The sequence below is a fragment of the Streptomyces sp. CB01881 genome (assembly GCF_002953255.1).
Classification (GTDB): domain Bacteria; phylum Actinomycetota; class Actinomycetes; order Streptomycetales; family Streptomycetaceae; genus Kitasatospora.
Genome location: NZ_CP026498.1, coordinates 9090807 through 9109136, shown reverse-complemented (window position 1 = coordinate 9109136; position 18330 = coordinate 9090807). Strand labels below are relative to the sequence as shown.

General features: G+C 73.2%; 20 protein-coding genes. 12 read left to right on the top strand and 8 right to left on the bottom strand.

Annotation, left to right across the window (positions count from 1 at the left end):
* The first annotated feature begins 35 nt into the window (after window positions 1-35).
* The 3 genes from C2142_RS29965 (at window position 36) to C2142_RS29955 (ending at window position 3370) form a co-directional block, all read left to right on the top strand.
* Window positions 36-899 (top strand): MurR/RpiR family transcriptional regulator, encoded by an 864-nt coding sequence (locus C2142_RS29965; RefSeq protein ID WP_148645821.1) that lies wholly within the window; start codon window positions 36-38, stop codon window positions 897-899.
* Between the two features lie 75 nt (window positions 900-974).
* Window positions 975-2006 carry a LacI family DNA-binding transcriptional regulator gene (locus tag C2142_RS29960; RefSeq protein ID WP_148645820.1) on the top strand — a complete coding sequence of 344 codons (1032 nt, stop codon included), beginning with the start codon at window positions 975-977 and terminating at the stop codon, window positions 2004-2006.
* 251 nt (window positions 2007-2257) lie between these two features.
* Window positions 2258-3370 carry an MFS transporter gene (locus C2142_RS29955; protein WP_241002861.1) on the top strand — a complete coding sequence of 371 codons (1113 nt, stop codon included), beginning with the start codon at window positions 2258-2260 and terminating at the stop codon, window positions 3368-3370.
* Here the strand turns inward: C2142_RS29955 and C2142_RS29950 are convergent.
* Window positions 3278-3916: a LysE family translocator gene (locus tag C2142_RS29950; RefSeq protein WP_148645819.1), complete on the bottom strand. Its 639-nt coding sequence runs from the start codon at window positions 3914-3916 to the stop codon at window positions 3278-3280. The two genes, C2142_RS29955 and C2142_RS29950, sit on opposite strands and share 93 nt — an antisense overlap.
* A gap of 170 nt (window positions 3917-4086) precedes the next feature.
* On the opposite strand from C2142_RS29950, the gene C2142_RS29945 reads away from it, so the two are divergent.
* Window positions 4087-4533 carry an SRPBCC domain-containing protein gene (locus C2142_RS29945; RefSeq protein ID WP_148645818.1) on the top strand — a complete coding sequence of 149 codons (447 nt, stop codon included), beginning with the start codon at window positions 4087-4089 and terminating at the stop codon, window positions 4531-4533.
* A gap of 41 nt (window positions 4534-4574) precedes the next feature.
* Window positions 4575-4997 carry a metalloregulator ArsR/SmtB family transcription factor gene (locus C2142_RS29940; RefSeq protein ID WP_148646020.1) on the top strand — a complete coding sequence of 141 codons (423 nt, stop codon included), beginning with the start codon at window positions 4575-4577 and terminating at the stop codon, window positions 4995-4997.
* Window positions 4998-5010: 13 nt separating this feature from the next.
* On the opposite strand, the gene C2142_RS29935 is transcribed toward C2142_RS29940, so the two are convergent.
* On the bottom strand, window positions 5011-5532 hold the full coding sequence (locus C2142_RS29935; protein WP_148645817.1) for a CGNR zinc finger domain-containing protein: 522 nt from the start codon (window positions 5530-5532) through the stop codon (window positions 5011-5013).
* 26 nt (window positions 5533-5558) lie between these two features.
* Between C2142_RS29935 and C2142_RS29930 the strand changes: the two genes are divergently transcribed.
* Both C2142_RS29930 and C2142_RS29925 read left to right on the top strand, forming a co-directional pair.
* On the top strand, window positions 5559-6056 hold the full coding sequence (locus C2142_RS29930) for a GNAT family N-acetyltransferase (protein WP_148645816.1): 498 nt from the start codon (window positions 5559-5561) through the stop codon (window positions 6054-6056).
* Entirely contained in the window at window positions 6053-7456 is a 1404-nt protein-coding gene (locus tag C2142_RS29925; RefSeq protein ID WP_241002860.1) for an MFS transporter, read from the top strand. Before C2142_RS29930 ends, C2142_RS29925 begins: the two co-directional genes overlap by 4 nt.
* Window positions 7457-7571: 115 nt before the next feature.
* On the opposite strand, the gene C2142_RS29920 is transcribed toward C2142_RS29925, so the two are convergent.
* On the bottom strand, window positions 7572-8873 hold the full coding sequence (locus C2142_RS29920; protein ID WP_241002859.1) for an alpha/beta hydrolase-fold protein: 1302 nt from the start codon (window positions 8871-8873) through the stop codon (window positions 7572-7574).
* Window positions 8874-9081: 208 nt separating this feature from the next.
* The gene (locus C2142_RS29915; protein WP_148645815.1) at window positions 9082-9546 is read right to left on the bottom strand and encodes an Lrp/AsnC family transcriptional regulator; all 465 of its coding nucleotides are present in this window, start codon (window positions 9544-9546) and stop codon (window positions 9082-9084) included.
* A gap of 94 nt (window positions 9547-9640) precedes the next feature.
* Here C2142_RS29915 and C2142_RS29910 point away from each other — a divergent pair, with 94 nt between their 5' ends.
* The 3 genes from C2142_RS29910 to C2142_RS29900 all read left to right on the top strand — a co-directional run bounded on the left by C2142_RS29910 (window position 9641) and on the right by C2142_RS29900 (window position 12758).
* Window positions 9641-10504 carry a TIGR03619 family F420-dependent LLM class oxidoreductase gene (locus C2142_RS29910; RefSeq protein ID WP_148645814.1) on the top strand — a complete coding sequence of 288 codons (864 nt, stop codon included), beginning with the start codon at window positions 9641-9643 and terminating at the stop codon, window positions 10502-10504.
* Window positions 10501-10929 carry a nucleoside deaminase gene (locus tag C2142_RS29905; protein ID WP_148645813.1) on the top strand — a complete coding sequence of 143 codons (429 nt, stop codon included), beginning with the start codon at window positions 10501-10503 and terminating at the stop codon, window positions 10927-10929. Before C2142_RS29910 ends, C2142_RS29905 begins: the two co-directional genes overlap by 4 nt.
* A gap of 353 nt (window positions 10930-11282) precedes the next feature.
* Window positions 11283-12758 carry a hypothetical protein gene (locus C2142_RS29900; protein WP_162600489.1) on the top strand — a complete coding sequence of 492 codons (1476 nt, stop codon included), beginning with the start codon at window positions 11283-11285 and terminating at the stop codon, window positions 12756-12758.
* Window positions 12759-13067: 309 nt separating this feature from the next.
* Here C2142_RS29900 and C2142_RS29895 read toward each other — a convergent pair whose 3' ends face one another.
* Window positions 13068-14273: an acetylhydrolase gene (locus tag C2142_RS29895; RefSeq protein ID WP_148645812.1), complete on the bottom strand. Its 1206-nt coding sequence runs from the start codon at window positions 14271-14273 to the stop codon at window positions 13068-13070.
* A 358-nt stretch (window positions 14274-14631) separates the two neighbouring features.
* Between C2142_RS29895 and C2142_RS29890 the strand changes: the two genes are divergently transcribed.
* Entirely contained in the window at window positions 14632-15159 is a 528-nt protein-coding gene (locus C2142_RS29890) for an STM3941 family protein (RefSeq protein ID WP_241002858.1), read from the top strand.
* A 52-nt stretch (window positions 15160-15211) separates the two neighbouring features.
* On the opposite strand, the gene C2142_RS29885 is transcribed toward C2142_RS29890, so the two are convergent.
* Window positions 15212-15589 carry a VOC family protein gene (locus C2142_RS29885; protein WP_148645811.1) on the bottom strand — a complete coding sequence of 126 codons (378 nt, stop codon included), beginning with the start codon at window positions 15587-15589 and terminating at the stop codon, window positions 15212-15214.
* A gap of 145 nt (window positions 15590-15734) precedes the next feature.
* Entirely contained in the window at window positions 15735-16247 is a 513-nt protein-coding gene (locus tag C2142_RS29880) for a GNAT family protein (protein ID WP_148645810.1), read from the bottom strand.
* 87 nt (window positions 16248-16334) lie between these two features.
* On the opposite strand from C2142_RS29880, the gene C2142_RS29875 reads away from it, so the two are divergent.
* Window positions 16335-17465: a hypothetical protein gene (locus C2142_RS29875; RefSeq protein WP_148645809.1), complete on the top strand. Its 1131-nt coding sequence runs from the start codon at window positions 16335-16337 to the stop codon at window positions 17463-17465.
* Window positions 17466-17850: 385 nt separating this feature from the next.
* On the opposite strand, the gene C2142_RS29870 is transcribed toward C2142_RS29875, so the two are convergent.
* Window positions 17851-18309 carry an SRPBCC domain-containing protein gene (locus C2142_RS29870; RefSeq protein ID WP_162002575.1) on the bottom strand — a complete coding sequence of 153 codons (459 nt, stop codon included), beginning with the start codon at window positions 18307-18309 and terminating at the stop codon, window positions 17851-17853.
* Between the last annotated feature and the right edge of the window lie 21 nt (window positions 18310-18330).

The following is an 18330-nucleotide window of genomic DNA, read 5'->3' as shown; positions in this document are numbered from 1 at the left end:
AGGTCTGGAACTGAATTCCAAGCTACACTAGATTCATGGAAGACCGTTCCGAATTTTCTCCCCTGGAATCCCAACTGGCCGCCCACATCCGCGCCCACCTCGGGGAGCTGCGCGGCACCGAGGCCCGCGTCGCCCAGGTCGTCCTCGACCGGGGCGCCGATCTGGTCCACCTGAGCGTGAGCGACGTCGCCGAGCTGGCCGGCACCGCCTCCTCGTCCGTGGTCCGGGCCTGCCAGCGGCTCGGGTTCCGCGGCTACCAGGAGCTGAAGATCGCGGCCGTCCGCCAGGCCCCGGCCCCCGCGCCCTCCCCCGCCGACGAGCGGGACCCGGCCGCCCGGGCACTCGCCGACACCGTCCGGGCCGCCCGCGAGGCGCTCGACGGGATGGCCACCACCCTCACGGCGGACGACCTGCGCGCGGCGGCCGAGGCGCTGGACGAGGCCCGCCACGTCCTGCTCGTCGGCGCCGGCCTCTCCGGAGCGGTCGCCCTGGACGCCGCCTACCGGCTGCGCGCCCTCGGCCTCCTGGTCGACGCCCCCGCCGATCTGCTCACCGCCCAGCTCGCCGCCGCCCAGCTTCCGCCCGCCGCGGTCTGCCTGGCCGTCAGCCACACCGGCGCGACGCAGACGGTGGTCGACATCGCCCGCCGCGCCCGCGACTGCGGCGCGACCGTGATCGCCCTCACCAGCTACGCCCGCTCCCCCCTCACCGAGGTGGCCACCCACACCCTCGTGGCCGGCGGCCAGGACCTCGTCTTCGGGCTGGAGACCACGGCCAGCCGCATCACCCATCTGACGGCGGTCGACGCACTGACGCTCACCCTGCTGGCGAGGAGGGGGGAAACGGCGAAGCGGGCGCTCGACGTCTCGGCGGACGTCACGGCGGACCAGCTGTACTGACCGCGGTCGGGAAGGTTGCCGGGTGTCCCGGATCTCCGGCCGGACCTGTCACCGGTGGTGTGTAGGCTCGCGGGCATGGCGAGGGTGACGCGGGACGATGTGGCGAGGGCGGCGGGCACGTCTACCGCGGTTGTCAGTTATGTGATCAACGACGGCCCGCGGCCGGTGGCCGCGGCGACCCGGGCGCGCGTCCTGGCGGCGGTCGAGGAGCTCGGGTACCGGCCGAACCGGGTCGCGCAGGCGATGGCCCGTCGGCGGACCGACCTGATCGGCATGGTCGTCCCGGACGCCCGGCAGCCCTTCTTCGCGGGGCTCGCGCACATGGTGGAGCAGGCGGCGGCGGAGCGCGGCCGGCTGCTGCTCATCGGGAACTCGGACTACGCGGACGAGCGCGAGGCCCACTACATCCGGGCGTTCCTCGGGATGCAGGTGGACGGCCTGATCCTGGTGACACAGGACCCGTCCCTCCCCGGGGCCGCCGGGATCGAGGCCGGCGACGGCACGCCCGTCGTGCTGCTGCACCACCGGGCGGAGACCGCGAACGGGGTCGCCGTCGTCGCGGACGACGAGGGCGGGGCGCAGGAGGCGGTGCGGCACCTGCTGGCGCACGGCCACGCCGAGGTGCACTGCTTCGGCGGCACGTTCGCGCTCAGCCCGAACGACCCGGTGACCGCCCGGACCGCCGGGTGGGCCGCCGCCCTCGCCGAGGCCGGCCTGACGGCCGAGGGGCGCCTCACCACCGCACCGTTCGACCGGGTCCGGGCGCACGCCGAAGCCCGCGCACTGCTGAGCCGCCCCGACCGCCCGTCCGCCGTCTTCTGCGCGACGGACGACCAGGCGATCGGCCTGCTCAGGGCCGCCGACGACCTGGGCATCCGGGTCCCGGAGGACCTCGCGGTCGCCGCGTTCGACGACATCGCCGAGGCCGTCATCGCCGGACCACCGCTCACCACCGTGGCCGCCGCACAGGACGAGATGGCGCGCGCCGCCGTCGACCTGGTCCTGAAGGCCCAGGCGGACGACCAGCCCACCCCGGCGGGTGCGCGCACGTTCCCCGCACGCCTGGTGGTCCGCCGCTCCTGCGGCTGCCGGCCGGAGGGCGACTGACCCGGGGCAACCTCCCGGGGCCGGTGGTCCGAGGGGCGGGGCCCACCCAAAGACGCTTCCCGCAACGGCGCTTGCCGCAAAGTCAGTTGCCACCATGCCAGTTGCCACGAATACGGTTGCACCGATGGGCAACGTCCCCCGACGATCCCATCCATGACCGCTGCCGACCAACCCCACGCCGCCGACCACCCCTGCGCCGCAGACCGGAGCCTTTCCCCTGCCCCGCTGACCCCGCGCGCCCGGTGGCGCTGGTGACCGGGGTCGGCCGCACGGTCGGCATCGGCGCGGGCGCGGTCTCGGCCTGGGCGGCGACCAGCGGCGCAGCCGTGGCAACCGGCCCGCTCGCGGGCGGCGCGCTGGTCGAGTGGGCCGGCTGGCGGGCGGTCTTCCTGGTCAACGTGCCCATCGGCACGGCCGTTCTGGCGCTGACCGCCGGCCGCGCGGTGGCCTGCCCGCGCGGCCGGCGCCGGATCGACTGGCCCGCCCAACTGGCCGCCGCCGCGGCGCTGGCCCTGCTCACGGACGCGCTGATCGCCGCCGGCGCGCAGGCGTGGGCCCACGCGGCGTGGTCGCCGGCCGGCTTCGGGGCATCGGCGGTGGCGCTCGGACGGCTGGAACGGCGCAGTCAGGCACCGGTGCTGAACCGGGCCCTGCTCCGTTCCGCCCGGGTACGGGCCGGGCTGCTGGCCGGCGCGGCGGTGAACTTCGCACTGACCGGCGGCCTGTTCGTGCTGCCACTGCTGCTCCAGGAGAGGTGGCACCTCGGCCCGTTGCAGACCGGCCTCGCCTTCCTGCCGCTGACCGTCCCGTTCGCCGTCAACCCGCCGTTCACGGGCCGGATCGTGGCACGGGTCGGCACCCGGGCGCCGATCCTGGCGGGTCTGGCCCTGCTGACCGGCGGCGCCGCGGTGCTCGCCGGGACGGTCTTCGCCGGGGGTGGCTACGTCTGGCTGGCGGTGGGCCTGTTGATGACCGGCTTCGGGGTCTCGTACGTGCTGCCGGCCCTGGTCGCGGCCGTCATCGGTGTCGCCCCGGAGGGCACGGCCGGCGCGGTGGGCGGGCTGCTGAACGCCGTCCGGCAGGTCGGCGCGACGCTGGGGGTGGTGGTGATGGGCGCCGCCGTGGCCGTGGACACGGGGTGGGCACTGATGGCGTCGGCGGTGGTGTGTGCGGTCGCCTGGCGCGCGTTCGCGCAGGCGGGTCGCGTCGGCGCGACGGCCCCGGCCGCGCGTATCGAGCCCGGGCCGGCCGGGCCGGTCCTTCCGACCCGATCAGTCCTTCCGGCCCGTCACGGCGACGGTGACACCGAGGCCGATCATGGTGAGCCCGCCGGCCCCGCCGACCAGGGCCAGCCGCTGTGGTGAACGGGCGAACCAGTCGCGCGTGGTGCTCGCGACCAGGCCCCACACGCTGTCGGAGACGACCGCGATCGCGTTGAAGATCAGGCCGAGCAGCAGCATCTGGACTGCGACGTGTCCCCGGTCGCGGTCCACGAACTGCGGTAGGACGGCAGCGAAGAAGATCATGGTCTTGGGGTTGGCCACGCCGACCGCGAACCCCTCCCACAGCGTGCGCAGGCTTCCGTGCGCGGAGCCCTCACCGGCGAACACGGCCTGGAATGAACCGCGTTGCCGCACCGCCTTGACGCCGAGGTACACCAGGTACGCGGCGCCGGCGAGCTTCAGCCCCGTGTAGACGAGCACCGAGCGCTCCACGACCGCCCCGACCCCGAAGGCCACGGCCACGACGAGTGCGTACGCCCCGAGCGTGTTCCCCACCACGGTGGTCAGCGCAGCCCGGCGCCCCTGCGCGAGGGCCCGCCCGATCACGAACAGCACACTGGGACCGGGGATCACGATCAGCAGGAAGGACATGGCCGCGAATGCCAGAAGTCGGTCGGTCGACACCATGCGGCTCATGTAAGCACGGCGACCGCCGCCGCCCCCAGTCCTTTACGGAGCGGGGGGCCAGGGCCCGCACATCACGATCCCCCGATCGGAGTGCAACTCTTCGGTTGCACCGCCCTGCCCAACGTGCAACTCTGGAGTTGCACTCATTGGCAGCAACCAAGGAGCACGTCATGAGCGAGGACCGGATCGAGCGCGAGATCCTGATCGAGGCACCCGTGGAGCGGGTGTGGCCGCTGGTGGCCCAGCCCGGATTCTGGGTCGCCGAGGAGGCGAGCCTGGCCGGCACCGCAGCCAAGGAGGGTGAGTCGACCGTCGTGAACAACCCCGAGTACGGCGAGTTCCCCGTGCGGGTGGAGAGGGTCGAACCGCCGACCTACCTGGCGTACCGCTGGGCCAGCGCCTTCCCCGGCGAGGAGCTGCGCGCGGACAACAGCACCCTCGTCGAGTTCACGCTCTCCCAGGAGGGCGACAACACGCGCCTGCGCGTCGTGGAGAGCGGGTTCGCGGCACTGGCCGGCTCCGAGGAGCTGCGCAGCAAGGCCCTGAAGGACAACACCGGCGGCTGGCCGCAGGTGCTGGACGCCTTCAAGAAGCGCGTCGAACAGTCGTCGGTGTGACCGGCGCGCACCCGGAGAGTCCAGAACAGCGGCAGCCGGGCGTGCCGGTCGAGCCGGGTGCACCGGTAGAGCCGGTCGACAGCGTGCTCGCCGCGCTGGCCGACCCGACCCGGCGCCTGCTGCTCGACCTGCTCGCCGCCCACGGCGAGGCCAGTGCGACCACCCTCGCCGGGCAACTCCCCGTCTCGCGGCAGGCCGTGGTCAAGCACCTCGCCGTCCTGGACGCGGCCGGCCTGGTCACCGGCGGCCGGGTCGGCCGGGAGGTCCGGTACGCGGTACGGCCGGCCGCCCTTGACGCGACGGCACGCTGGATGACGGCACTGGCCACCGACTGGGACCGCCGACTGGCCGCCGTCAAGCGCCTCGCGGAAGCGGCGGAGCACGGGACACGGGAGGTGCGGGAGGCCGGGGAACCGAACCGGGCGGCCGGGGAGCCGAACCGGGAGGGGGACACCGGCACCTGAGCAGGGTCCGCCGTCAGCGCACGCGCCTCGCGCGGTGGCGGCGGACCGCGTCACGGTTGGCACACCGCTGGGAGCAGTAGCGCTGCCGCCCGGTGCGCGTGGCGTCGGCGAAGATCGTGGTGCACTCGGCGACCGCGCACCGGCCGAGGCGGTGCATGCCCCGCCCGACCAGGTGCAGTGCGGTGCCGACGGCGATCAGCGAGCAGAGCAGCCGGCCGGGCGGCTGCCGGTCGTCCCGGTAGTGCAGGTGCCAGCCGTCGCCGGAGTGGTCGGTCAGCCGCGGATGGTCCGCGGCTGCGGCCAGCATCCGGTTGAGCAGCTCGGCTCGCTCGCGCTCGTCGGCGGCGTCGACCACCTTCTCCCAGGCGTCCAGCACGGCCGCCGCGCGCTCCAGGTCCTGCGGCGTGGCCGGGCCGTCCACCACGAGCCCGGCCGCGCGGCAGCGGTCGGCGAGCTCCTCGGCGGTGGTGGGGCGCCGGTTGGCGAGGTCGGCGGCCAGCTTCACGGCGTCCTCGCCGTAAGGGTTGAGGTGCACAAGACCATGACAGCACGCTGGTGGGCATGAGTCACCCCACCGCACACCGAACCTCTGTAAGGCCGGCCATCGAGAGCGATGTCGCCGAACTCGTACGCCTGCGGGCGTTGTTGTTCGAACACCTCGGCGGCGATTACTTCAACCCCGCTTCGGCGGACGACAGTTGGCGGTCGGCACTGGCCGACGTCCTGAAGCGGCAGCTCACAGCAGGCGCCATGCGGATCCTCGTCGTGGACGGCGAGGACGGTGACGGCCTCGCCGCCTGCGGCATCGGCTCGGTCGAACAGCGGCTGCCCGGTCCGCACCTGCGCAACGGCCGGGTCGGACTGGTGATCGGCGTCGTCACCGCCCCCGCGTACCGGCGACGCGGCCACAGCCGCGCGATCATGCACTGCCTGCTCGACTGGTTCCGCGAGCGCGACGTCGCCCGCGTCGACCTGTACGCCTCCCACGAGGGCGAACCGCTCTACCGCGCGCTCGGCTTCACGGACCATCCCGATCCGGCCCTGTACTGGCGCCCGTGACCGGCCACAACCTGCCGGCGGCCGGCACCCCCGCCACCGCTCCCACCGCTCCCACCGCTCACGCCCCGGCACCGGCACCGGCACCGGCCCCCGCCGATGCCTCGCCGCCTGCGGGCCGGTACCGGTGGGCCGTCCTCGGCATCGCCACCTTCACCCAGGCCGCGTCCTGCTTCTTCGTCCAGGGCATCGGAGCCATGGGCGTCCCGCTCCAGCGTGACCTGGACCTGAGCACCGCCCAGCTCGGACTCCTGCTCTCGGCGGCCCAGTTCGTCCCGTTGGCCGGCCTTCTGGTGGCCGGGGAGCTGCTGGACCGCTACAACGAGCGCTGGGTCGTCGGGATCGGCGCCTGCGTGGTCGCCGCCGCCCTCGCCGCGGGCAGCCTGGCGCAGGGCTTCGGCTCGCTGCTCCTCGTCCTGCTGGTCGTCGGCGCGGGCTACAGCACCGCGCAGCCCGGCGGGAGCAAGTCGGTGGCGTCCTGGTTCGCCCCGTCCCGGCGGGGCTTCGCGATGGGCGTCCGCCAGGCGGGCCTGCCGCTGGGCGGGGCGCTCGCCGCCGCCGTCCTGCCCCGCCTCGCCGACACGTACGGCCTGTGGGCGGCGTTCGCGGCAGGTGGGCTCGTAGCGCTGCTGGGGGCCGGGGTCTTCATGGGCTGCTACCGGCCACCGCCCGCCGTGGACGCCCTGGGCGGTCCGGACGGTCGGGACGGTCGGGGCACCCCGGGTACTCGGGGCACTCCGGGCATCCCGGGTACTCCGGCCGGGAAGGGGCCGGACGTCCCGCTCGCGGAGCAACTCGGCGACCGGGTGCGGATGCTGCGGGAACCGGCCATGGTGACTGTCGTGCTCTCCGGCATGAGCCTGATCTCGGTCCAGTGCGGGATCGGCGTCCTGACGGCGCTGTACCTCCACGACACGACGTCGCTCGGACCCGGACCGACGGCCGTCGTCCTCGTCGCGGTGCAGGGCGCGGGGGTGGCCGGGCGCATCTGCCTGGCCGCCTGGAGCGACCGCAGTCGCTCCGGGCGCTACACCCCCGTACTGGCGTGCATGGCCGCGGTGGTCGTGGGGCTCGCGGCACTGCTGACGCCCCTCGGCCGGTCGCCGCTCGCGGCCTGCGTGTTGTTCACCTGGCTGGGGTTCTTCGGCATCGGCTGGTACGGCCCGTGGGTCGCCCACGTGGCCGAGTCGGCCCCACCGGGCAGAACGGGCTCCGCGCTCGGCCTGGTCATGGCGGTCACCCAGCTCGCCGTCATCCTCGCACCGCCCGCCATCGGCCTGCTCAAGGACTCCGCCGACGGCTTCGCACCGGTCTGGGGAGTCCTGGCGGCGGCGACCGCGCTGGCCCTGACGGTCGGCGTCCGCGGCGAACGCCGGCAGCGGCGGACGGTCACGACACCGTGAGGACGCGCCGACGGCCCGGAGGCGTGAACCTCCGGGCCGTCTACCGGGCGTGCCCCCGTCCCCCCGTGCTCGGGGTACGGGGGCACGGGCGGCCGCCCAGGGCGGTCCCCCCTGCCTACCGGGCCGGGATGATCCCGGTCAGCCACTTGAAGGTCGGGACGACCAGCGGCTTCCAGGTCGACGTGAGGTGGGGGCCGGTGGTCTCGACGGGGGTGATGCTGGTGGGGCTCTTGGCGGCCTGCTGGAGGGCGGTCGCGTCCTCCAGGCCGTCGCCGCGCTTGCCCGTCACGTAGAGCGCGACGTTCGGCGGGGTGGGGGCGTGGGTGAGGATGTAGAGCGGGTTGGAGGTCTCGCGCAGCTTCGGGTCCTTGGCGGTCAGCGAGACGGGCTCGCCGGCCGGGTCGTTGTAGCCCGACATGCTGACCGCCGCACGGTAGCGGTTGGGGTGGGCGAGGGCGAGGCGGGCGGCGCAGTGGGCGCCGGCCGAGTAGCCGGACAGGGCCCAGCGGTCAGCGGTGGTGTCGGCCCGGAAGTTGTCCATGACCATCTGCGGCACGTCACGCGAGAGCCAGGTTTCCGCGTTGACCTTGCCCGGGACGTCGGCGCAGCCCGTGTCGGTCTTGCCCAGCAGGGTGACGCGCGGTGAGACCAGGATGAAGGGCGTCACCTGACCGGACTTCATCAGCGGTTCGAGCTGCTTGGTCGCGTCCATGGTGTCGCCGAACCAGGCGCTGGACGCGCCCGGGTAGCCGACGAGCAGCTCGACCACGGGGAAGGTCTTGCCCTTGTACGCGGGGTCGTCGTACTGCGGGGGCGTCCAGACCAGGACCTCGCCGTCGACTCCGGAGAGCCTGCCCTTGAGGTCGGCCTGCTTCACGCTCCTGGGCACGGCGTCGGAATCGGGCGCGTGGAAGGCCTGCGGGACCTTGGGCGCGGACGTGGCGGAGGAGCCGGCGGAGGCCCCCGCGGAGGCCGCGGCGGCCGCGGCGGCCTGGTCCCCGGCAAGGCCCTCGTCCTTCGGGGGCACGGGGACGGCGCGGACGTGGTTCGAGGTGCCCAGCAGGTCGCCCCAGTTGCCGTAGAGCTGGTTCTCGTTGTTGACCACCACGAACACCAGCGTCACGGCGGTGAACTGACAGAGCAGGATGGTCCCGAAGTAGGAGAGCGCCCGCACCGGGCCGCGCCACGGCTTGGCGGCGGCCGGTATCGGCCGGCCCGCACCCGACGCGCCCTGCTGCGTGGCCGACGCGCCCTGCTCCGTGGCCGGCGCACCCGATTCGGCGGCGGGCGCCGGGTGCTGAGTGCCCGGCATCCGCCCGAAGATCCCTCTGCCCCGCCACTGCGCCATGGCCAGCGCGAGGGAACCCACGAACAGCACGATCGTGAGGAGGAAGAAGGGAGTGCCTGTCAGGTTCATCGTGTTCCGGTGCCCAGTTCCTGTGCCGCCCGGGCCCGTGTGCCCGGTGACAGCAGAGACAGCGAGGAACGGCCGTCCGGTTGCCTGTTCCTGGGAGCAACCTGGGAGCCGCCCGGGAAAAGCGGCGGGACGCGGGCCGCGCGGCCGGTCCCGCGGCACCGGTCCCGTGACCTCGGGCTCGGAGCGGCCGGGCTCGGAGCGGCCGGGCTCAGAGCGGCCGGGCGTCCTCCCGCGGGCCGCGGAACGGCAGTGTCCGGCTGAGCACGAGATTGGTGGTCGTGCTCCCGAACTGGGCCAGCGCGTCGACGACCTCCTCCAGGTGGCCCATCGACGTGGTCGCCACCTTCAGGACGTAACAGTCGTCGCCCGTGGTCCGCAGGCACTCCAGAATCTCCGGGCGTTCATCCACCAGCCGGCGCAGCGGCTCGTGCCGCGTCCCCGGCCCCGGGTACTTCAGCCGGACCACCGCCAGCACCGCGTGCCCGGTCCGTTCCAGGTCCACCTCCGCGCGGTACCCGGTGATCACCCCGGCCGCCTCCAGCCGCCGCACCCGCTCCGTCGTCGCCGACGCGCTCAGGTTCACCCGCCGCGCCAGCTCCGTGAACGGGAGCCGGCCGTCCTGCTGGAGCTGGGCGAGGATCGCCCAGTCCGTCTCGTCAAGACTCTCGGTCATCCGCCCAGATTACCGGTGAATCCACGGCCGAACCGCGTTCGAACAGGCCGGAATCCCTTCTGGAGGCCCGTACCACCTGACTAGCCTTGGCGTCGTGAAGATCGGAGTCAACGTCCTCAACTTCGGCCCCGGCGCGGACCCGGGAGTCCTGCGCAGTTGGGCCCTCACCGTGGAAGGCCTGGGCTTCGACCTGCTGATGGTCTCGGACCATGTCGCCATCACGTCCGACGTCGCCGAGCGCTACCCGGCCCCCTTCTACGAACCGTTCACCACCCTCTCCTGGCTGGCCGGCATCACCACCCGGGTCCGTCTCGGCACGACCGTCCTCATCGCCCCCTACCGGCACCCGCTGCTCACCGCCCGGATGGCCGCCAACCTGAACGAGCTGAGCGACGGCCGGCTGGTCCTCGGTGTGGGGGTGGGCTGGGCCCGGCAGGAGTTCGCCGCCCTCGGCATCCCCTTCGAGCGCCGCGGACGGCTGACCGACGACCACCTCCGGGCCGTCCGGGCCGCCTGGGCGGACACCGCGGCCTACGGAAGCCGTCGGATTCCCGTCTGGGTCGGCGGCAACAGCGAGGCGGGGCTGCGCCGGGCCGTGCGCTCCGGGGACGCCTGGCACCCGCTGCGCTGCACCATGCCGGTGCTGCGCGAGTCCGTGGCCAGGCTGAAGGAGCTCGCGGACGAACAGCAGCTCCCCGTACCCGCTTTCGCGCCCCGGATCGCGCTCAAGCCCACCGCGACGACCGTCGGCGGGCCGCAGCGGCTCGCCGGGGAGGGCACGATCGACCAGATCATGGCCGACCTCGACCAACTGCGGCTGCTGGGCGCCGACACCGTCGTCCTCGACCCCTACGGCGGCGACCCCCGCGAAACCCTCCACCCCGAGACGGCCTGGCGGTCACTCGCCACAGTGGCCGCGCAGTTCCACCCACCCCGCACCCGTACGGAGCACTCATGACCACCCCCGACGACCACACCCTCCTCCGGCAGGCCATCGTGCTCGCGGCCGAGGCACGCACGAGCGGCAACCCGCCGTTCGGATCGCTGCTGGCCGGGCCGGACGGCACGGTGCTGGCCGAGGAGCGCAACACGACCCTGACCGACCGGGACATCACCGCGCACCCGGAGCTGAAGCTGGCGCGCTGGGCCGCACGGGAGCTGGACGCCGTCACGGCGGCGCGGACCACGATGTACACCAGCTGCCAGCCGTGCGGGATGTGCGAGGCCGTCATCCAGCAGGCGGGCCTGCGGCGGGTGGTGTTCGCGCTCTCCGGCGAACAACTCCTGGCCATCCGTCCGGGCAGCGGTCGCCTGCCCGTCCCGCAGGACGGCCCGGCACTGCACGACGAGGTGCGGGCGGTGGTGGAGGGGTACTACCGCTGACCCGGCGGCAGGGCGAGGGCGGCAGAGCGAGGGCGGCGGCACGACAGGCCGTCACGACGGCGGTACGACGGACCGGCCCGGCCGGTCGCCTCACGGACACGCCGGCCGTTCACCGGGCGCGGGGGGCTCGGTGAGCGGCCGGCGCCGCTTGTCCCACGCCGGGGCGCGTCCGGCTGGTGCACTGGTCCCGGGACGCACTCGGGACCACGGCCTCATGCCCCCCGTCATGGCGAATTCCTAACGTGAGAGCACGCGTTGGGCGGTCACCCCGGGTAACCGGACGGCGCCTCACGCGGACCGGGCCGGATCTTCCGGCCCGGGTGTTCCGACAGCGAAGCACTGGAGGATCCCAGATGAGTTGGAACCAATTCACGCTCTCGTCGGCCGGCAGCTCGGACCTGTCGAGCCGGGTGGCGGCGGTCTCCCGGATCGACGGCAGCATGGAGGTCTGGTGGGTCGCCCCGAACGGGTCGGTCCAGGGGGCGTACTGGTACGACGGGTCGCCGTGGAAGCGCTACGAGCTGGCGCCCGCCGGCAGCGCCTCCGTCAACGGCGGAATCGCCGCCGTCTCGCGCATCCCCGGCAGCATGGAGGTCTGGTTCATCGGGGCCAACGGCTCTGTCCAGGACCGCTACTGGTACGAGGGCAGCCCCTGGCAGGCCTTCGAACTCGCACCCCCCGGCAGCGCCGCCACCACCGGCGGCATCGCCGCCGTCTCCCGCATCCCCGGCAGCATGGAGGTCTTCTTCATCGGCGGGAACGGCTCGGTGCAGGACCACTACTGGTACGAGGGCTCCAACTGGCAGGCCTTCGAACTCTCCTCCGCCGGCACCGCGTCGACCATCGGCGGCATCGCCGCGGTCTCGCGCATCCCGGGCAGCATGGAGGTCTTCTTCGTCGGCGGGAACGGCTCGGTGCAGGACCGCTACTGGTACGAGGGCTCCAACTGGCAGGCCTTCGAGCTCTCGCCGCCCAACAGTGCGTCCAGCACCAGCGGCGTCGCGGCGGTCTCGCGCATCCCGGGCAGCATGGAGGTGTGGTTCGTCGGACCCAACGGCTCGGTGCAGGACCGCTACTGGTACGAGGGCAGCCCCTGGCAGGCCTTCGAACTCGCACCCCCCGGCAGCGCCTCCACCCACACCGGCGTCGCGGCGGTCTCGCGCATCCCGGGCAGCATGGAGGTGTGGTTCGTCGGGCCCAACGGCTCTGTCCAGGACCGCTACTGGTACGAGGGCAGCCCCTGGCAGGCCTTCGAACTCGCACCCCCCGGCAGCGCCTCCATCACCAGCGGAATCGCCGCCGTCTCCCGCATCCCCGGCAGCATGGAGCTCTGGTTCGTCGGCGGCGACGCCTCCGTCCAGGACCACTACTGGTACGACACGTCGAGCAAGAACTTCGACCAGGACCTCACGACCGACATCGCCATCGGGGGCTCGGCGCACGTCGTGATGAGGCAGGACGGCTTCTTCTCGTTCAACACGCACGCCCACGACAGCGGCTTCGACAACATCGACTACACGATCTCCGCCGCCGTGCTGACGCCGGACGGAACCGTCTTCACCTTCCAGCACTCCGGTCACACCGAAGGAACCGTGGCCGGCCTGCCCTTCGGCACCCCCGACCGGAACGACGACTTCACGTTCACCGGCAACAACCCGCAGATCACCGCGAAGTGGGACGGCATCCTCAACGGCACCTTCAGGGCCGACATGCAGGCGACCGACACCCTCGCGGCCGGCATCACGGGAGCCCTCGGCGACCTCGTGAAGGCGGTCCTGGCCGCGGCGGGCAAGGCCGCGGCCGACGCGGTCGTCAAGCTCGTCTCCTGACCCGACCCGCCTCGACCCGAGCTGATCCGGCTCGACCCGATCCGGCTTGAGCTGATCCGGCTCGACCCGACCCGACCTGACAGCCCCGGCGCACGGGCCCGGTTCCTCCCCAGGAGCCGGGCCCGTGCCCGCGTCAGGACAGTGCGACACCCCTGGGGCCCGGCGCGGGGCGAGGGCGGGCACGTGGCCAGGCTGCCCGTGAGTGGATCTTCGTGAGCGGACGTCAGAGGTAGACCTGCCTCCACGGCGCCCGCGTGCCGGCCGACCGGCGGACCGCGGCGCGCTGGGCGGGCGCCGCGGCCCGCCGGGTCACGGGAGGAACCTCACCTCCGGGAACGCCCGGGACGGACCGTCGAGCAACCGCCCCCCGCGGTGCCGCAGATGCAGGTCGAAGAACGCGAGCGGGTACGCCTGCTGGATCCGCACCGCCCGGGCCGGGTCGAGGGTTCCGATCCAGCCCCGGAGCTGCTCGTCGCTCATCCCGATCACCTTCGCCAACTGCGGGATCAGGGCCTGGTTGTCACCGTACGAGCCGTGCAGCGCGCCATCGGCCCGGACGTCGAGCCGCCACCCCCGCAGGTGCGACCAGAACCCGGCGACGGCCGGCTCCTGCGCCCGGGTGAACTCGGCGGTCATCATCATGAACGGCCGGTCCAGGTCCGCGGTGATCGTCGGCAGCATCGGGCCGTCCAGACTCAACCCGGCCCGGACGCGCCGGTCCTCGATCATGACGCGGGCGGCCGCCGTCCCGCCCTTCGACCAGCCGAACACGCCGATGCGGTCCAGGTCCAGGGAACCGCACAGGCCCGCCGGAAGGGGCCGGCGTCCGGCGTCGGGATTGCGCCCGGCGTGCAGGTCCTCGATGCGGTCGAGGACGAAGCGGACGTCCGCGGCGAAGTCCGCCGGCCCCAGGGCGTGCTTCGGGTCCCTGAGCGGAACGACGACCCGGCCGTCGGGGAACTCGCCGAACGTGTCATAGGTGTGGCCCACCGTGACCACCACGTAGCCGTGGCTGGCGAGCTCCTGGACCATGACGGTGTGGTCGGCGCGGTGGCTGTGCGCGCCGTGCGAGTACACGACGACGGGCAGGCGTCCGCCCGTCCGCAGCACCGGGGCGCCCTCGTGGCCGGCCGTGAACGGTGTCAGGACGGCGTCGGCGCCGAACCCCGCGGACGCGAGGAAGGTCCGCAGCAAGCCGGCCGGCATCCACGGCGCCGGCGAGTACCGCCCGACGTCCCGCGCGGGGTACCAGACGTCGGCCATCAACTCGCGGTGGTGCCCGTCGCCGGCCACCGGGTCCGGGCGTGAGGCGTCGACGAGGTGCAACGACACCGTTCCCACCGGGTACGGCCCGGTGGGAGCGGGCAGGGTGAGCCGCGGCGGGCCGTCGGCGGCCGGAGCCGCCCACGCCGGGCGCGTCACACCGAACGGCACCGCGGCCCCGACGGCGAGTGCGGCGCCCAGCATGCGACGGCGCGTCATGGTGCTGCGGCTTGTGAACGGCGTGGTTGTCACGGGCCCTCCGTGGGGTTCGCGGCCGGAACGGGGCCGAGGCGCTCGGCCTGCGTCTGCGCACTCGGCGTGCCTGTCATCTGCCGAACGGAGAACTCGGACTGACTGTCCATCGGCTTTCGTTCGTGCACATGGCAGGAACACTGTCACGCGAAACGCCACGGCACATCCGACCACGGGCCGACCAACCGCCACACTCCTCGCCCACGGGTGTAAGTCCGCAGGATGACGCCCACGGGGCCGCGGACCGGCATCGACGGGACAGGCCCCGGCGTCACGTCGCCGCCACGCCTGCGCCGTACACCGGCCGTCGCAGCACCGCCGTGGTGTCCGGGGCCGGGCAGCGGGTACCTTGTGCCGCGTGATCGACGAGACGGCGGCCCTCCCACCCACCGTGTACGCGTCCTCCCGGCCACGGGCGGCCCTGCACCTGGCCGGCGCGGTGGCGTTCGTGGCGGTGGGCGCGGCCATGATGGCGTCCCCCTCGGTCGTGCTGGTGCTCGTCGGCGCACTCAGCGTGGCGTTCTTCGGCGCCTGCGCGGTGGGGCTGACGGGCCGTCTCGTCCGGCGCCGGCCCGAGCTCGTACTGGACACGGCCGGGCTGGACCACGTCCAGTTGGGGCGGATCTCCTGGAGCGAGATCGCCGAGGTCCGGATCCGGGCGGTCAACACCGGATCCGCCCTCACCCCGCACGTGGTCGAGCTGGTCCTGCACGACCCCGCCGGGTACCTGGCCCGCGCGCCGCGGATCGCCCGGGCGAACGCTCGCATGGGCTACAGCCCGTCGTTCTCGACCAGCACCCTTCCGGTCGGCCACGACGCGGTCGCCGACGCCATGCTCCGCCACCGGCCGGAACTGACCGTCCACAACTGGGGGAAGCGACCGTAGAAACGATGCGGACGACGCCTGCGCGGCGTGGTCCGCCCCGGAAGCGGCGCCGTCAGATCGGGTTGAGGCGGGCCCTGAGCAGGCAGAACTCATTGCCCTCGGGGTCGGCGAGTACGTGCCAATGCTCGTTGCCGGTCTGGCCGATGTCGGCCCGTCGCGCCCCGAGCTTCAGGAGGCGTTCGAGCTCGGCATCCTGATCGCGGTCGGTGGGGTTGACGTCGATGTGCAGCCGGGACTTCCCCTGCTCCGGCTCGTCCCTGCGGCTGAAGAAGATCGTGGGCTGCGGACCGCCGAACCCTTCCGGCGTCCCGATCTCCACGCAGCCCTCCTCGCGGCCGACCACGACGTAGCCCAGGACCTCGCACCAGAACTGCGCCAACAGTTCGGGGTCGCGGCAACCGAGCACGAGCTCACCGATACGACATGCCATGGACGAAACCTTCTCTCGGCGTGGGAACTTCCGGGGCGGCCGGACGCGGAGCCCGTGGGCTCCCCGCAATGGGAACGCGGTCGAGACCGTACCGGGCGGGGCGAGCAGGTGCGAAGGGTTTTTCGGCGCGGCAAAGGCGTTTCCGCTAGACGAGTTCGTCGGCGAGCAGGTCCATCAGCAGATTGTCGTGCCAGCTGCCGTCCGGTCCGCGTTCGTACTGGCGCATCGTCCCGACCGGGCGGAATCCGACCTTCTCGTAGCAGCGGATCGCCGCCGTGTTGTCGGCCGCCGGGTCGATGATCAGGCGGTGGTAGTGGTGGTCGGCGACGAGGTGGCGGGCGAGGGTGCGGACGGCGTCCGTGCCGAGGCCGTGGCCGTGGTGGGCCGGGTCGAGGTAGATGTCGATGCCGGCGTGCCGGTACTCGTCGTCGTTCTCGGCGTACCACTGGATCGCGCCGGCCACCTGCCCCGCCACCACGACCACCAGGGTCTCGGTGTCCGGCTCCTTGAGGTCGGTGGCAACGGCGTCGGCGAGGTCGTCGCCACCCCGCCAGCGGGCGTACACCTCGGGCGTGGAACGAATGGCCACGAGGGCCGGGATGTCGTCGTCGGTGGCCGGGCGAAGCGTGACGTGGGCGCCGTGCAGAATCGTCCCCATATGGGGCATGTTTCCACGGAAAAGGGTGTTCGGCGAGCCTATTTCCGCGTTGCGCGCGCGGCCTCTCCGCAGGGAGGATTCGCCGCTGTGGATCTTATTTTCGGCCTGGTCTTGATCGCCCTCACCTGCGTCGTGCTGCACGACCAGCCCTTCCGCCGGCTCGCCCAGAGGTGGGCGCGGACCAGGTTCGACCCCACGGCGTACGGCCTGGCTCCGCGCGCGCAGCTGGACCCGGAGCGAGCCGGCCCTCCGATGTCCGCCGAGCTGCGCAGGGAGGCCCAGGCGATCGCCGACGCCGCCTGGGACGGGGACTGGCGGCCCGCCGCCGCGTACGTGGCCGGGGCCGGGCGGTCCTGGGACGAGCGCTGGTCGCGGCTCGAACTGCTGGCGGAGATCGCGGACTCGGGCGACGCCTGGCTGACGGCCTGGCGGATCGCCGATCCGAACTGCTGCGACGCGGCCACCCTGGAGGCCAAGCTGCTGGTGCGCCGCGCGTGGGCGATCCGCGGTTCCGGGTTCGCCCACGAGGTGCCGCCCGAGAACATGGCGAGGTTCCGGGAGCTGCTGCCGGCCGCGATCGAGGCCGCACGGCGGGCCGCGCTGCTCTCCTCGGAGGACCCGGGGCCGTGGGTGGTCATGGTGACGGCGGCACGCGGGGCGCAGTACACGCCCGAGCAGTTCGCGCCACTCTGGGCCGGGTTGGCCGAGCGGGCGCCGCACCACTACGAGGGGCACTGGCAGGGCATGCAGTACTGGTGCGCCAAGTGGTACGGCTCGGACCGGCAGATGCTGGCGTTCGCCGAGCGGGCCATGGACGCCGCGCCGGCGGGCAGCCCGCTGCCCGGGATCTACCTGCACGCGGTCCACGAGCTGGCGAAGCGCGACGCGGCCGGGAAGCTGCTGGCCTCAGCGCATGCGAAGCGCCGGCTGAGGGCGGTCGCGGCGGCTCTGGCGACCGTGCCGCCGGAGGATCCGCACCTGCCCGCACTTCGGCACCTGCTCGCCTCCTTCTTCTACACCTCGGGCCTGTACGCGCCCGCACTGGAACAGTTCCGTCTGCTCGGACCCTGGTGCGGCGCCGCCCCGTGGACCGCGGCCGAAGATCCGGCGGCGGAGTTCGACCTCGCGCGCGGGGTGTCGGTGAAGCGGGCCAAGGCCCGTCCGGTACCGCCGGAGACAGGCCCGCTCAAGAGCGCAACTCATCGCCACAGCGGGTGATCATTCCGCCCCGAAGAGCACTGACTGAGCATCAGTCGGGTTTGGCGTGACGGCCATGAGCGGATCGCGCCCGAAGAAAGGGGGCGACCCGGCTCCTCCCACCCCGGCCACCGGTCCGGAGCGCGAACTCCGGTGCGGCCCACGCCGGGCGGCCGGCAAGCCCGAAGGCCCGCCACACCGCCCGGCCGCATCCGTGACGACGTCCAGGACGCGCTCCCTGAACTCGGCCGCGCGCCGCCGTGCAGGCGAGCATCCCCTCCCGCGCCGGGCTTCCGGGACGCCGGCAGGGTTCGAGGGCTCCGGTCCTGCCCGACGGCGGCGACCTCCACCTCCACCGCTTCGGCCACCCGCCTCCCGGGGGCCCGTTCACCGTCGTTCGTGCCGGTCATGCTTGCGCGCGTTCGAACCTCTCACGCAACTGGTCGAGCTTGCCCGGCCAGTTCCGGCCGTTGGCACGGTGACGGTCCGCCACCTCGTCGTCCGAAAGGCCGAGTCGGGCGAAGCCGCTCTCGACCATCGTGAGCCGGGTGCCTCCCGTGGCCCGGTCCACGGTCAGCGTGAACTCGACGAGCGTGGCGTTGGAGGGGGTCGGCTCCTCACCGGCGGCGCCCTGGGACCAGCGCCAGGAGAAGACGTTCGGCGGCTCGACCGTCTCGACGCGGGCCGGGATCGTGCCGTGAACACCGTGGTCGAAGATCAGGACGCCACCGGGGCGCAGCTCGACCTTGACGGGATCTCCGTTGCCGAACCAGCCTCCCAGGAAGGCGGGTTCGGTCAGCACCGCCCAGACCCGTTCCGGGGTGGCATCGATGACGACGGTGCGTTCGATCGTGTCGGGGATCATTGAGACCTCATCTCGTCCAAA

Coding starts and splice junctions, on each gene's coding strand:
- C2142_RS29965 (WP_148645821.1), top strand. CDS start 36: ATGGAAGACCGTTCCGAATTTTCTCCCCTGGAATCCCAACTGGCCGCC.
- C2142_RS29960 (WP_148645820.1), top strand. CDS start 975: ATGGCGAGGGTGACGCGGGACGATGTGGCGAGGGCGGCGGGCACGTCT.
- C2142_RS29950 (WP_148645819.1), bottom strand. CDS start 3,916: ATGGTGTCGACCGACCGACTTCTGGCATTCGCGGCCATGTCCTTCCTG.
- C2142_RS29945 (WP_148645818.1), top strand. CDS start 4,087: ATGAGCGAGGACCGGATCGAGCGCGAGATCCTGATCGAGGCACCCGTG.
- C2142_RS29930 (WP_148645816.1), top strand. CDS start 5,559: ATGAGTCACCCCACCGCACACCGAACCTCTGTAAGGCCGGCCATCGAG.
- C2142_RS29920 (WP_241002859.1), bottom strand. CDS start 8,873: ATGAACCTGACAGGCACTCCCTTCTTCCTCCTCACGATCGTGCTGTTC.
- C2142_RS29915 (WP_148645815.1), bottom strand. CDS start 9,546: ATGACCGAGAGTCTTGACGAGACGGACTGGGCGATCCTCGCCCAGCTC.
- C2142_RS29905 (WP_148645813.1), top strand. CDS start 10,501: ATGACCACCCCCGACGACCACACCCTCCTCCGGCAGGCCATCGTGCTC.
- C2142_RS29900 (WP_162600489.1), top strand. CDS start 11,283: ATGAGTTGGAACCAATTCACGCTCTCGTCGGCCGGCAGCTCGGACCTG.
- C2142_RS29885 (WP_148645811.1), bottom strand. CDS start 15,589: ATGGCATGTCGTATCGGTGAGCTCGTGCTCGGTTGCCGCGACCCCGAA.
- C2142_RS29880 (WP_148645810.1), bottom strand. CDS start 16,247: ATGGGGACGATTCTGCACGGCGCCCACGTCACGCTTCGCCCGGCCACC.
- C2142_RS29870 (WP_162002575.1), bottom strand. CDS start 18,309: ATGATCCCCGACACGATCGAACGCACCGTCGTCATCGATGCCACCCCG.